The sequence below is a fragment of the Bradyrhizobium sp. UFLA05-125 genome (assembly GCF_059803515.1).
The window spans coordinates 47,390-61,914 of record NZ_JBANBJ010000020.1 but is presented as its reverse complement, the minus strand read 5'-3'; the positions used below and the strand labels follow the sequence as shown (position 1 = coordinate 61,914).

The 14,525-nt window shown below is 62.4% G+C and carries 10 protein-coding genes; 5 read left to right on the top strand and 5 right to left on the bottom strand.

The annotated features are described in order from the left end of the window. Positions 1–87 precede the first annotated feature (87 nt). Entirely contained in the window at positions 88–1,362 is a 1,275-nt protein-coding gene (locus SO156_RS19430) for an acyl-CoA dehydrogenase family protein (protein ID WP_458147606.1), read from the top strand. A 117-nt stretch (positions 1,363–1,479) separates the two neighbouring features. Here SO156_RS19430 and SO156_RS19425 read toward each other — a convergent pair whose 3' ends face one another. Together SO156_RS19425 and SO156_RS19420 are read right to left on the bottom strand one after the other, a co-directional pair. Next, positions 1,480–3,060, bottom strand: a complete 1,581-nt coding sequence (locus SO156_RS19425) for a fatty acid--CoA ligase (RefSeq protein WP_458147605.1) — start codon at positions 3,058–3,060, stop codon at positions 1,480–1,482. Positions 3,061–3,290: 230 nt separating this feature from the next. Beyond that, a complete protein-coding gene (locus SO156_RS19420; protein ID WP_498535919.1) occupies positions 3,291–4,163 on the bottom strand; it encodes an SDR family oxidoreductase in 873 nt (290 codons plus the stop codon). Between the two features lie 105 nt (positions 4,164–4,268). On the opposite strand from SO156_RS19420, the gene SO156_RS19415 reads away from it, so the two are divergent. Both SO156_RS19415 and SO156_RS19410 read left to right on the top strand, forming a co-directional pair. Continuing rightward, a complete protein-coding gene (locus tag SO156_RS19415) occupies positions 4,269–5,078 on the top strand; it encodes a crotonase/enoyl-CoA hydratase family protein (RefSeq protein WP_498535918.1) in 810 nt (269 codons plus the stop codon). A gap of 141 nt (positions 5,079–5,219) precedes the next feature. After that, on the top strand, positions 5,220–6,767 hold the full coding sequence (locus SO156_RS19410) for an acyl-CoA synthetase (RefSeq protein WP_498535917.1): 1,548 nt from the start codon (positions 5,220–5,222) through the stop codon (positions 6,765–6,767). Between the two features lie 390 nt (positions 6,768–7,157). On the opposite strand, the gene SO156_RS19405 is transcribed toward SO156_RS19410, so the two are convergent. From SO156_RS19405 to SO156_RS19395, 3 genes are all read right to left on the bottom strand, one after another. Next, a complete protein-coding gene (locus tag SO156_RS19405; RefSeq protein WP_498535916.1) occupies positions 7,158–8,624 on the bottom strand; it encodes an arylsulfatase in 1,467 nt (488 codons plus the stop codon). Between the two features lie 150 nt (positions 8,625–8,774). Next, positions 8,775–10,385, bottom strand: coding sequence for an arylsulfatase (locus SO156_RS19400; protein WP_458147612.1), 1,611 nt, complete (start codon positions 10,383–10,385; stop codon positions 8,775–8,777). A gap of 208 nt (positions 10,386–10,593) precedes the next feature. Continuing rightward, positions 10,594–11,004, bottom strand: coding sequence for a hypothetical protein (locus SO156_RS19395; protein ID WP_498535915.1), 411 nt, complete (start codon positions 11,002–11,004; stop codon positions 10,594–10,596). A 27-nt stretch (positions 11,005–11,031) separates the two neighbouring features. On the opposite strand from SO156_RS19395, the gene SO156_RS19390 reads away from it, so the two are divergent. Both SO156_RS19390 and ppc read left to right on the top strand, forming a co-directional pair. After that, positions 11,032–11,436: a YccF domain-containing protein gene (locus SO156_RS19390; RefSeq protein ID WP_458147599.1), complete on the top strand. Its 405-nt coding sequence runs from the start codon at positions 11,032–11,034 to the stop codon at positions 11,434–11,436. 264 nt (positions 11,437–11,700) lie between these two features. Then, on the top strand, positions 11,701–14,511 hold the full coding sequence (ppc, locus tag SO156_RS19385) for a phosphoenolpyruvate carboxylase (RefSeq protein WP_458147598.1): 2,811 nt from the start codon (positions 11,701–11,703) through the stop codon (positions 14,509–14,511). The last annotated feature ends 14 nt before the right edge of the window (positions 14,512–14,525 follow it).

The window sequence follows — 14,525 nt, the reverse complement described above, 5'->3', positions numbered from 1 at the left end:
TGCGCGCACCCTTCTCACCTTAATCATGCGAGCAGAATGCGCGTAGCGCCTTAACGCAAAACGACAAAATCAATCCGGGAGCGAACCGTGGATTTCTCATTGCCTGCTGATCTCGTCGCCTATCTCGGAGAGCTGGATGCCTTCATCGCCCGCGAGATCAAACCGCTGGAGGAGGCCGACGACAACATCCGCTTCTTCGACCATCGCCGCGAATGGGCGCGCACCGATTTCGAGAATGGCGGATTGCCGCGGCATGAATGGGAGGCGCTGCTGCGCAAGGCGAAGGACGTCGCGGACGCCGCAGGTCATCTGCGCTTCGCGGTGTCCAGGCAATATGGCGGCAAGGACGGTTCAAATCTCTGGATGGCGGTCATTCGCGAGCACTTTGCTGCAAAGGGTCTTGGCCTGCACAACGATCTCCAGAACGAGCATTCCATCGTCGGCAATTTCCCCGTCGTTACCATGCTCGACCGCTACGGTCGCGACGACCAGAAGGCGATGATCGACGGCTCGATCAAGGGAAAATACCGCATCACCTTCGGCCTGACCGAGCCGCATCACGGCTCGGACGCCACCCACATGGCGACGCGCGCGGTGCCGGCGACCCGCGACAACGTCAAGGGCTGGATCATCAACGGCGAGAAGATGTGGACGACGGGTATGCACGTCGCCACCCATTGCGCGCTGTTCGCACGCACCAGCGGCGATGACGGCGATGCGCGCGGCATCACCTGCTTCCTGGTGCCGGCGAACAGCCATGGCGTGAAGGTCGAAGAGTATATGTGGACCTTCAACATGCCGACGGACCATCCCCGTGTCAGTTTTACGGAGGTGTTCGTGCCCGAGGATGCGCTTTTCGGCGAGGTCGGCCGCGGCCTGTCGCTTGCGCAGTGCTTCGTGCACCAGAACCGAATCCGGCAGGCCGCAAGCTCGCTTGGAGCTGCCGTCTACTGCATCAATGAGAGCGTGAAATATGCGCGCGAACGAAAGCCGTTCGGCAAGGCGCTCGCGGAGAACCAGGCGATTCAGTTCCCGCTGGTCGAGCTTGCCACCCAGGCCGAGATGTTGCGCCTGTTGATCCGCAAGACCGCCTGGGAGATGGACAAGCTCACCGAGGAGCAGATCGAGCGAACGCTCTCCGACCGCGTCTCGATGTGCAACTACTGGGCAAACCGTCTGTGCTGCGAAGCCGCCGACCGTGCCATGCAGGTCCATGGCGGCATGGGCTATTCACGCCACAAGCCGTTTGAGCATATCTACCGGCATCACAGGCGCTACCGGATCACCGAGGGTAGCGAGGAGATTCAGATGCGGAAGGTGGCGGGGTTCCTGTTCGGCTATATGGGGCCGGGGAAGCATTGAGGCCCGCCGCTGTCGTAGGGTGGGCAAAGCGAAGCGTGCCCACCACTTCTGTCGCCAACGTGGAAAAATGGTGGGCACGGCGCTGCGCACCTTTGCCCACCCTACGGGACCGCGCGTTCAATTCACCCGTCGTTCCTTCCCCGCCCAATACGGCTCCCGCAATTGTCGCCGCAAGATCTTGCCTGACGGATTGCGCGGCAGCGCGGGGACGAACTCGACGCTTTTCGGCGTCTTGAAGCCGGCAATCCTTTCGCGGATAAAATTGATGATGTCGGTGGCTTCAGCCTCTTTGCCCGGCTTCATCACCACGATGGCCTTCACCGCCTCGCCCCATTTGTCGTCGGGGACGCCAATCACGGCGGCCTCCGCCACATCGGGGTGATCGCACAGCGCGCTCTCGACCTCGGCCGGATAGATGTTCTCGCCGCCGGAGATGATCATGTCCTTGATGCGGTCGTGGATGTAGAGATAGCCATCCTCGTCCAGGTAGCCGGCATCACCGGTGCGCAGCCAGCCGTCGGCGCGCAGCGTCGCGGCGGTTGCCTCCGGCAGGTTCCAGTACCCCGCCATGTTGGAGCCCGAGCGCGTCGCGATCTCGCCGACCTGGCGCGGCGGCAGCGGTTTGCCGTCGGCGTCAAGGATCGCGATCTCGACGCCCGGCAGCGCCTTGCCGGCCGAACGCATCCGCTCCAGCCCCTCGATGTGATCCTCCGGCGGCAGCGCGACGATCGTGCCCGTCGTCTCGGTCATGCCGTACATCTGCACGAAGCCGCATTTGAAGACCTCGATGCACTCCCTCAGCAACGCCGCCGGTATGGGTGAGGCGCCATAGAGCATGTATTTCAGCCGCGAGAAATCCACAGTCTTCGCGCGCGGCTGGCGCACCACGAATTGCATCGCCGCCGGCACCATGAAGAGTTTTGTGATGCCAGACTGCTCGAAGAAGTCGAGCACCTTTGTCGGATCGAACTCGCGCGCGATTACGCCGCGCGCGCCGTGATAGAGCCCCACCACGCCCCAGCCCGAGCCGCCGATATGGAAGATCGGCATCGCTACCAGCGACACGTCATCGGTGGTCCACCGGTTCCACTCTGGCTTCTCGGCTTCGGTGCCGGACTGCACGAGGTTGAGGAAGTTTGCATGCGACAGCATCGCGCCCTTCGGCTTGCCCGTGGTGCCGGACGTATAGAGCTGGATTGCAATGTCCTTCGCGTTGATCGGCACGTTCGGATCGTTGCCTTCTTGCGCATCCCGCCAGGCGGTGAAATCCGGCCATTCCAGCGCCCCGCCTTCCGTGGTGATCACGCTGCGGACGTTCGGCAGCTTGTCCCCGATCTGGCGCACCAGCGTGATGAACTCGGGCCCGACGAACAGCACCGGCGCCTTGCAGTCCTCCACGATGAACGCAACTTCCGGCCCCGCGAGCCGCCAGTTCACCGGCGCCATCACGACACCGGCCTTCATCGCGCCCATCAGCAGCTCGAAATAGATGTCGCTGTTCTTGCCGAGATAGGCGATGCGGTCGCCGTGCTTGACGCCCATCGCAAGAAGCGCATTGGCGACCTTGTTCGTCTTGACGTCGAATTCGGCAAAACTGGTGAGGCGTCCCTCGAACTCATAAGCGGTGGCGTTGCCGCGGCTCTTCGCGCGCTCGCGCACCATCTCGGCAAGGTTCGCCGATGGCTGTGAAGTGGACATGTCTCTCCCGTGGCGTCTTGTCTTATGCCGCGGAGTGTGGCGTCATCCGCGCGCAAAGACAATACGGGGAGGGGCGCGGCGTGGTTTCGTGTCCCGGACGCGCTGCAGCGCTCTTGCGCTGCTGCGCAGAGCCGGGACCCACACTTTCGCGCACGTGCGAGCAGGCTGGGCCCCGGCTCTGCAACGCACCACGCCGCAAGGCGCGCTGCGTTGCGTCCGGGGCACCAGACCTAGCCTCTCGCAGCGCGATCCTTCTCGTTCTGCGCCATGATGGACTCGCGCGCCTTGGTCCAGTCGTCGTCGCTCCAGTCACGGAGCTGGTAGAAATTGCCACCCATGGCGAGCGCCTGCGCGCCGTCCATGGCGATGGTCTCGCCGTTGATCCAGTCGCAGCCGCCCGAGATCAGGAACACCGCGAGGTTCTGGAGTTCCTCCATGGAGCCGACACGGCCCATCGGGTTCATCGCCCTGGTGCGGGCGCCGGCCTCATCGCCCGGCTTGATGCGCTTGCTCATGCCCTCGGTCGGGATTTCGCCCGGCGCGATGGTGTTGAGGCGGATGCCGTGGCGGCCCCACTCGGTCGCAAGCGACATCGTCATGGCATGGATCGCGGATTTGCTCATCGCCGACGGCACCACGTAAGGCGAGCCGTTGCGCACCCAGGTCACCGTGATCGAGACGACATTGCCGGGCTGCTTGGCAGCGATCCAGCGCTTGCCCACGGCATGCGTCACGTAGAACGTGCCGTGCATGACGATGTTGGCGACTGCGTCGAAGCCGCGCGGCGAAAGCTCTTCCGTGCGCGAGATGAAATTGCCGGCGGCATTGTTGATGAGGTCGGTCAGCGCGCCATCGCGAAAGATGTTCTCGATCATCTCCTCGACCGCGGGCGCGTTACGGATGTCGACGCCATGGCTGGTGACGCGGCCGCCGTAGAGATCCATCAGCTCGGTCGCGGTCTCGTCGCACACGATCTTGCGCCGGCCGCAGATGTGCACCTCGGCGCCGAGCTGGAGAAAGCGCGCCGCCATCGACTTGCCAAGACCAGTGCCGCCGCCGGTCACAAGGATGCGCCGACCGGCCAGAAGATTTTCCTTGAACATGGCGTTTCCCCTCGATGGATTATGAGTTAATTGGTCGATTGACTAAATCCGGCCACCGCCCTTCTGTAAAGCGGCTGCCGTTCAAGATCAGGGGAGAATTCGTCGATGGAAGACCGCGTCTCGATTTCGATTTCGGAAGGCATCGCCGACGTCCGCCTGGTGCGGGCAGACAAGATGAACGCGCTGGATCAGGCGATGTTTCAGGCATTGGTCGACGCAACCGACCGGCTTTCCAAAGAAAAAGGCGTACGCGCTGTGGTGCTGTCCGGTGAGGGGCGGGCGTTCTGCGCCGGCCTCGATATGGGACGTTTTGCCGCCATGAAGGAGAAGGGCGGCAACGGAATTCCGGGTGGCGAAAATCGCGATCTCACCGTGCGCACGCACGGCAAGGCGAATTTCGCACAACAGGCAGTGTGGGGCTGGCGTCAGCTTCCCGTGCCCGTAATCGCCGCAGTCCACGGCGTCGCCTTCGGCGGCGGCTTTCAGCTCGCGCTGGGCGCGGACATGCGCTTCGTCGCGCCCGATGCGCGGATGTCGATCATGGAGATCAAATGGGGCCTCGTGCCCGACATGGCGGGGACGCCGATCCTGGCTTCGCTTGTGCGCGACGATATCCTGCGTGAGCTGACCTACACGGGGCGCATCTTCTCGGCGCAGGAGGCGATGTCATACGGCATCGCCACGCGCATCTGCGATGATCCGCGCGCCGCGGCGCTTGAGGTGGCGCACGAGATCGCAGGCAAGAGTCCGGATGCGATCCGTGCGGCAAAGCGCATGCTGAACAATCTCTCGGTCGATCCGGCTGCCGCGCTGCTCGCCGAATCCGTCGAGCAGCAGAAGCTGATCGGCAGCGCGAACCAGACCGAAGCCGTTCGTGCGAATATGGAGAAGCGCGCGCCAAAGTTTGCGGATTGATGCACTCTCCGTCATGGCCGGGCTTGTCCCGGCCATCCACGTTCTTGGTCCAAGGCGACGAAGCAAGAGCGTGGATCACCGGGACAAGCCCGGTGATGACGAAATAACCGACACTGTCGCTGAACAACGAAGAAAAACAACATGAGCGAAACGTCCAAACTCTTCCTCGGCCTCGTCTCCGGCGAGCGCCGTCGCAGCCACTCCGAAGTCACCGACCGCGCCGGACGCATCGCAAGCGGCCTCGCCAAGCTCGGCGTCAAGCAAGGCGATTGCGTCTGCGTGCTCATGCGCAACGACATTGCCTTCCTGGAAGCCGCCTACGCCGCGATGCGACTAGGTGCCTACGGCGTGCCGATCAACTGGCACTTCAAGCCGGATGAGATCAACTACATCCTGCAAGACTCCGGCACGCGGGTTTTGATCGCGCATGCCGACATGCTGCACGCCTTGCGCGAGGCGATCCCTGAAGGCGTCACCGTGCTGAGCGTGCCGACGCCGTCCGAAATCCTGAAGACCTACAAGATCGATCCTGATCATCTGGCGACGCCGGATTTTGCGATCGATTTCGATTCTTGGCTCGCGCAATTCCAGCCCTATGACGGCCAAGTCGTGCCACAGCCCATGAACATGATCTACACCTCGGGCACCACGGGTCATCCCAAGGGTGTGCGGCGCAACGCGCCGACGGGGGAGCAACTGGCTGCCGGCGATCGGATGCGCGCGATGATCTATGGCCTCAAGCCCGGCTCGCGCGCGCTGTTGCCGGGGCCGCTCTATCATTCCGCGCCGAACTCGTTCGGCATCCGCGCAGGGCGGCTCGGCGGCGCGCTGGTGCTGATGCCGCGGTTCGAGCCGGAAGAATTTCTGGCGCTGATCGAGCACTATCGCATCGACACCATCTTCATGGTGCCAACCATGTTCATCCGCCTGATGAAACTGCCGGAAGAGCTGCGCCAAAAATACGACGTGTCCTCGCTGCGCCACGTGATCCACGCCGCCGCGCCCTGTCCGCCCGACGTCAAGCGCGCCATGATCGAATGGTGGGGGCCGGTGATCTATGAGTTCTACGGCTCGACCGAATCCGGCGCCGTGACCTTCGCCACGTCGGAGGACGCGCTGAAGAAGCCGGGCACGGTGGGCAAAATCTCGCCCGGCGCAGAGCTGCGTTTCATTGGCGAAGATGGCCGCGTGCTCGGCGTCGGCGAGATTGGCGAAATCTATTCGCGCATGCGCGAGACGGCTGATTTCACCTATCACAACAAGCCCGAGAAACGCCGCGAGATCGACCGCGACGGCTTCATCACCTCGGGCGACGTCGGCTATATCGACGAGGACGGCTACGTCTTCATCTGCGACCGCAAGCGCGACATGGTGATCTCGGGCGGTGTCAACATCTATCCGGCCGAGATCGAGGCCGTGCTGCACGCTGTTCAGGGCGTACATGACTGCGCCGTGTTCGGCATCCCCGATGCCGAGTTCGGCGAGGCACTGATGGCGGTGGTCGAGCCGCAAGCCGGCGTGACACTGGAGGCCGAGGACATCCGCGCGCGCCTGAAGGCCCAACTGGCGGACTACAAGGTGCCCAAGTACATCGAAATTCGTACTCAATTGCCGCGCGAAGACTCTGGCAAGATCTTCAAGCGCCGCCTGCGCGATCCCTATTGGGAGCAGGCGGGGCGGAAGATCTGACAGGACGGACCGACGGCTGGCGCGCCCCCACCCTACCTCCACTCGATATCCCGAAAATTTGGCCGGTTCCAATCGTCTTCGACGGCTGCCTAGTTCCAACGCGCGTCACGAGCCGGCCATTCGTGTTTCCCTTGCTTGCGGCAGTCTTCATCATCGCAGTATTACGCGAGGCCCCGCGTGAACGAGCTCTAGAGACAGCGAAGGCCGGCTCCGCGCAAACGAGCGGCACGATGTTTTGCCTCGGTCTCCGCACTTGACGGGTCAACGGCCGCGCCTAGACTTCATGCGCCGCACTTTCAGTTCATTTGTCCGATTTTCGGAGCAATGTCGCGTTACCGAGAATGTTGCGAGCGGCCGGTAGGCGACTCCGATGCGGTGTTGAGGCAGTAGCTACTGAGGCGTTGTATACGGGTCTGGCGTGCCGAGTTTGATCGGCGGATATTTCTTCAGGCTGGCCTCAAATTCGGCAATAATCTTCAACATCGGATCTGCCACCCAAGTGTTGTAGGGACCCGCGTCGCGCTCTTCCTTGCGATCTGTAAGCAGGTTGATGATCCTCGGCAATGGAAGCTTCTCCGGGACGTCGTACATGCTGTCTTGCTTGATGAGATGCATCTTCCAGTTCCGCCATTTGACGGCGGTCAGCCGGTCGGCCACGTAGACGGGAAAACCTTCGCGGTTAGAGGCTTCCTTCTGGCCGAGGAAGAAGTCCAACTGGTCAACCCCATCAATCGGGCGATCCGTTGGAACGTCCGCGCCGCCGATATGCGCGAGCGTCGCGAATAGGTCGACGATGTGAACTATCTCGTTGTTGACGTGGCCAGCGGGCACTTTACCAGGCCAGCGGATGATGAACGGTGTTCGCAGCGAGGCCTCCATTGCCGTGAAGTACGTGCCCCGCCAAGGTCCGCTGTCTCCTTCCCACGGGCGGGTTGCTTCTGGGCCATTGTCGCTGGTGAAAATGACCAGCGTGTCATCTTCGACGCCCGCTTGTTTGATGGCGTCGAGAATTTGTCCAGTGCGGTAGTCCATTTCCGCCAAGCAATCGGCCCAATCCCCGTTACCGGTTCTCCCGGCGAAATCCGGGTTTGGCAATGTCGGCATGTGCATCAATGAGAATGACACATAGGCGAAGAATGGTTTACCAGCGCCCGCGTTGCGCTTGATGAAATCCACCGCCCTGCTGGTAATTTCGGCTTCCATTGTTCGGCGGCGATCAACGTCGAGTATCGCGACTTCTCGCGGCTTATCACCTTTGCGGGCATCGTAGATCATTTGGGGCGCGACTTCCTTCGCATTCCAACCCTGCTTGTTGCCGACCGATGGCCACATGCTGTTTGTCTGATTGAGAGAAGGCCACTCCGCCTCGTCGTAGGTACGCGGAATGCCATACCATTCATCGAAACCCCTGTTTGTGGGCAGCCGGGCCTCGGCGCTTCCGAGATGCCATTTGCCCCACATGCCTGTGGCATAGCCTTGCTGCGACAGTAGCTGAGCAATGGTGATTTCCCACTGTGTCAGCCCGTCGGGAACGCCGCCGATGGGGACTTGATAGGTTCCGGAACGGATCGAGAAGCGCCCGGTCATCAACGCGGATCGCGACGGCGTGCACTGCGCCTCGACGTTGAAGTTGAGCAAGCGCATTCCTTCGGCTGCAAGCCGGTCAATCCTCGGGGTGGCCGCGCCCCGAAGGATGCCGCCGCCGTAAACGCCCAACTCGCCATAGCCCAGATTATCCGTGAGCATGACGACGATGTTGGTCTTGTGGCCCTGCGCCTTGGCCGGAGTGTCCGCGAGTGCCGTGGTTGCAACGAAAGCCGCCAGGAAATCGAGGCAAGTGCGCCGCGACACGATCATGTCTGGCCTCCATGGCCATTCAGGAAGACAACCGACTAAGAAGCTCGGAACGTAAAATTAGGCGGCTGGGCCGGCGCCCGGCTATGGCACATTCGGCACATAGCGCGGGCCCGCCGGCCAAAGGCGTATTCACTCATCCAGTTGAATGAGCTATTTGGCCATTGCCGTCCTGGCTGCCTCTATCTTGGCTTTCACCGCATCGAGATTGAAGCTGGCGCCCCGCTGCATTGGCGGAAACTCGATTGCGGTCTGAGCGAGCTTCTCGACCTGCTGCTGAACGAATACGAACCGCCAGAATTCGTATTTGAACCAGTCGAAATATTGTTGTGCCCCGAACTTGGTCCCGCTGTCGGGCCACCCCGTGCGCTCGAATGGATCGAGGCGCAGGTTGGTCAGATACGGCACGTCAACTTTGGTCTTCTCGCCGAGCCACCCGCCGGGTTGGTCGATGAAACGATATTTGAAGTCGTCGATGCGGACCGCGCCGAGTTCGCTCTCTCCAAAATACCAGACTTCATGCCGGTTTGACGGCCCCTTGCCGGTGATCATGTCCATCTGGTTGTAGCCGTCGAGATAGTTCTTGTATGTGCGGTCGCCGATCTGCTTGCCCTTCCGCAGCTGTTCGGCAATGTCCGGATTTCCGGCGGCCGCCACCAGGGTCGGGAACCAGTCGAGGCCTGAGATGATGCCGTTCTCGACCTTGCCCGCCGGGACCTTGCCCGGCCAGCGGACCATCGCGGGCGCACGAAAGCCGCCTTCCAGAACGGTGCCTTTGCTCTGCGCGAATGGCGTCTGCCCGCCGTCGGGCCAGGTAAAGACCTCAGTCCCGTTGTCGGTCGTGAACACGACGATGGTGTTGTTGTCGACGCCCATATCCTTGAGCTTCTGCATCACCAGACCAACGTCGTCATCGAGCTGCGCCATGCCGGCTTCATGAATGGTCCAGCCGTTCCTCGAATTGCGCGTTGCCTCGTATTTGGGCGAGAGGTGGGTGACGATATGCATGCGTGTCGGGTTGAGCCACAGGAAGAACGGCTTGCCGTCGGTCTTTGCTTTCTCGATGAACTTGAGGGCAAAGTCCCGAATCTCGTCGTCCACGGTCTCCATCCGCTTGGGGTAGAGCGTGCCGGCATCTTCGATCCTCTGCTTGCCGACTTTGCCCCAGCGCGGATCGACCGTCGTATCGTCGCGGTCCGTCGCGTAGGAGTGGATCATGTTGCGCGGGCCGACGGTGTTCAGCAGTTCCTGCGGGTAGGCGGGATGTGCCGGGTCTTCCATCGCATCCAGATGATACAGATAGCCGAAGAATTCGTCGAAGCCGTGCACCGTCGGCAGGAACTCGTTCTTGTCGCCGAGGTGATTTTTGCCGAACTGTCCGGTCGCGTAGCCCATGTCCTTGAGGACAGTCGCAAGCGTCACGGCTTCCGCCGGCAAGCCGGTGGGCGCGCCGGCTTGTCCGACGGTTGTCATGCCGGTGCGGATCGGCAACTCACCCGTGATGAAGTTGGCGCGGCCGGCCGTGCAGCTTGCTTCGGCGTAATAGTCGGTGAACAGCATGCCTTCGGCCGCGATCTTGTCGAGGTTCGGTGTCCGTCCGGCCATCATGCCGCGGTGATAGGCACCGATGTTCCAGATGCCGATGTCATCGCCCATGATGACGACAATGTTCGGCTTCTGGCCGGCCGCCTGTTGCGCTATCGCCGTTTGCACGCTCGCGATCGCACCGAGCGCCGACGTTGCTGCAACGGCGGTGCTGGCCATCAATATATCGCGGCGATTGAGCTTGCTCTTGTCCGAGTTCGCGCTGTTTTCGTTGATCGAATTGGGCATTGCTTTCTCCGGTTGTGGGATGGACCTGAACCCGGCATGGCTTATCGAGCCCTTGATCGACGATGTGGCTATCGCAATTGCTCCACCTTTGCAGCCATGTCGGGATATCGGCTGATCCTGTAGGTTGCGTTGTCGCACGTCAGAACCCAGACCTCGTGATCCGGCTTTGATCGCGCGGTATCCTGTTCGCACGCTGCGGCTTGTCGCAAACGATACCTTGGCTGCGGATTTGAGCTGCCAGCATGTCCTTGGGCGTTTCGTCGGCAGCTTTTGCGATTGAGCGGAAGGGTACGCTGTCCGACAGCGCCCCTCCGACAAGTAGAAAAGTCGCGATCGGGAGATATTTGAGGTCGCGCACGGCGAAATCTCCGCACGCGCCAATTGAAACGAGATGCCGCGTCCTGCGATGTTGATTTAGATCAATCGAGATGTGCTTCGCTTCATTTCCGACGAGCCTCGCCACCACGAGTGGCTGGCGAAAGTTGCGCGTGGTCAAACGGGAGCGGATCTCGGAGATGTCTTCGCAGCGACAGCTTTCGAGCTTATACAAGCAGGATCATTGACGGCGGAAAGTCCCATGGCTCCGGTCTCCATCCTGCTCAACTTGCTCTGGATTCTCATCGGTGGTGCCTGGATGGCGTTCGGCTGGCTGGTGGCTTCCGTCATCATGGCCATTACCATTGTCGGCCTGCCCTGGGCGCGGGCTGCGTTCAACATCGCCGTCTACACGCTCCTGCCGTTCGGCTCAAAGGCGGTGCGGCGCGACGAGGTCACCGGCATGAGCGATATCGGCACCGGTCCGCTCGGGGTGCTCGGCAATATCATCTGGTTCCTGCTCGCCGGCTGGTGGCTGGCGCTCGGCCACCTCGTTACCGCCGTGATCCTGGCGATCACCATCATCGGCATTCCCTTCGCCTGGGCCCACCTGAAGCTCGCCGGCATCGCGCTCTGGCCGATCGGCAAGGTGATCGTGCCGGCCTAGGGGCAGCGTTCGCTCAGCTACGGCGAAGTCGCTCGGCCGGACTACGATATCTAGTGTTTCTGCTTGATGCGTCGGGCAAGCCCTACTTTGCATGGGGTTGATTTCGAGAAAAGCAAACCGCTTGCGCCGTTGGGCGGATCATCTTTACGACTTTGCCCGTTTGGTCCCCAGTGTGCGCCGCCTCCAAGTTTATCTTGCACTGCGGCAAAAAACTTGCACACTTGCTGGGCCGGGCAGCCAAGGGACCTCGAAGGGAATTGAGCCATGTCCCTCCAGACCGTACCATCTGACACAGCGATCGACCGCCCCAACCGCGCCGAAGAGGCCCAGGCGCTGGAGGCGGATGCGCAGCTGCGGGACGATATCCGCCTGCTCGGGCGCATCCTCGGCGACACGGTGCGCGATCAGGAGGGGCCTGACGTGTTCGACCTGGTCGAGCGCATCCGCCAGACCTCGATCCGGTTCCACCGGGACGAGGACCGGCTCGCCCGGCGCGAGCTCGAGCAGATCCTCGACAGCATGTCGATCCCCGATACTTTGCGCATCGTCCGCGCCTTCAGCTATTTCTCCCACCTCGCCAACATCGCCGAGGACCAGAATAACATCCGCCAGATGCGCGCCCGGAGCGCTGCCAGGGAAACTGGATCACGCGGCGGGTCGGGCGTGCTCGCGGAGACGCTGGCGCATGCGAAGAGCGCCGGCGTGAGCCCCGACGCGTTACGCGGCTTCTTCAAGGAGGCTCTCGTCAGCCCGGTGCTGACGGCGCACCCGACCGAGGTTCGCCGCAAGAGCACGATGGATCGCGAGATGGAGATCGCCGCTCTCCTGGACAGCCGCGAGCGGCTTGCCATGACGGCCGACGAGGCCGCGGCCAGCGACGAGCAGTTGCGGCGCGAGGTGCTGACGTTGTGGCAGACCAATCTGTTGCGCCGGACCAAGCTCACCGTGCTCGACGAGGTCGCCAACGGCCTGTCGTTCTACGACTACACCTTCCTGCGCGAGGTTCCGCGCCTCATCAACGCGCTGGAGGACCGGCTGGAGGAGGGCGGCGAGCAGGCGGCGGCCGAACTCGCCTCGTTCCTGCGCATGGGAAGCTGGATCGGTGGGGACCGCGACGGCAATCCGTTCGTCACCGCCGACGTGATGCGCGGCACGCTGCGGCTGCAATCAAGCCGGGTGATGCAGTTCTATCTGAACGAGCTGCACGTGCTCGGCTCGGAATTGTCGATCGCGGCGTATCTTGCCGACGTTTCCGAGGAGCTGCGCGCGCTCGCCGAGCGCTCGCCGGACACCTCGCCGCACCGAAGCGGCGAACCCTACCGCCTCGCGGTCTCCGGCATCTATGCCCGCCTGACCGCGACGGCCGAAAAGCTCCAGGTCGAGATCACGCGTCGTCCGGTCGGCAAAGGCGCGCCTTACGAGAGCGTCAGGGAGCTGCAGGCCGATCTCGACGTGCTGCATCGCTCGCTGATCTCCAACAACGCCCGCGTCATCGCCCGCGGCCGGTTGCGGCTGTTGCGGCGCGCCGTGGACTGCTTCGGCTTCCATCTGGCGCGGCTCGACATCCGCCAGAACTCGGCGGTGCACGAGCGCACCATCGCCGAGCTGATCGACGCGGCGAACCCCGGCATGTCCTATCTCGCGCTCGGCGAGGAGGCGCGCATTGCGCTGCTCACCAACGAATTGCGCAGCACGCGCTCGCTGGTCTCGCAATTCATCAAGTACAGTGACGAGACGATGGGCGAGCTCAACGTATTCCATGCTGCCGCGGAGGCGCATGCGAAGTTCGGCTCCGACGCCATTCCCCAGTGCATCATCTCGATGTGCAAGGGCATGTCGGACATGCTCGAAGTGGCCGTGCTGCTCAAGGAGGTCGGTCTCGTCAATCCGTCGGGGCGCAGCGCCATCAACGTCGTGCCGCTGTTCGAGACCATCGAGGACCTGCAGGCCTCATCCGGCATCATGGACCGCATGCTGGCGCTCCACGATTACCGCAGGCTCGTCGACAGCCGCGGCAGCGTGCAGGAGGTGATGCTCGGCTATTCCGACAGCAACAAGGATGGCGGCTTCGTCACTTCGGGCTGGGAGCTCTACAAGGCGGAGATCAATCTCGTCGAAGTGTTCGAGCGCCACGGCGTGCGCCTGCGCCTGTTCCACGGCCGCGGCGGCTCGGTCGGCCGTGGCGGCGGCCCGAGCTATGACGCCATCATCGCGCAGCCGGGCGGCGCAGTGAACGGCCAGATCCGCATCACCGAGCAGGGCGAGATCATCTCGTCGAAATATTCCAACGCCGAAGTCGGCCGCAACAATCTGGAGATCCTTGCCGCCGCGACGCTGGAGGCGAGCCTCCTGCATCCGCGCCAGAGCGCGCCGCGCCACGAATATCTGACCGCGATGGATGAATTGTCGAGCCTCGCATTCAAGGCCTATCGCGGCCTTGTCTACGAGACCGATGGGTTCGTCGACTATTTCTGGTCGTCGACAGTGATCAACGAGATCGCGACGCTCAACATCGGCAGCCGACCGGCCTCGCGCAAGAAGACCCGCGCGATCGAGGATCTGCGCGCAATCCCCTGGGTGTTCTCCTGGGCGCAATGCCGCTTGATGCTGCCCGGCTGGTACGGTTTTGGCAGCGCTGTCGAGACCTGGATCGCGGAGCATCCCGACAAGGGCATGCCGTTCCTCAAAGAGCTCTACAAGGAATGGCCGTTCTTCCGCATGCTGCTCTCGAACATGGACATGGTGCTCGCAAAAAGCTCGATCGCGATCGCCTCGCGCTATGCAGAGCTCGTGCCGGACGAGGCTTTGCGCGAAAAGATATTTGGCCGCATTCGCCGCGAATGGCATTCATGCATCGAGACGCTCCTGGACATCATGGGCCAGGACCGGTTGCTGCAAGGCAACCCGCTGCTCGAGCGCTCCGTGCGCCACCGCTTCCCGTATCTCGACCCGCTCAATCACGTGCAGGTGGAGCTGTTGAAAGAGCATCGCGCGCAAAATCCGGACGAGCAGGTGCTGCGCGGCATTCAGCTCACCATCAACGGCATCTCGGCGGGATTGCGGAACACGGGTTAGCCCCAAGTCTCGTC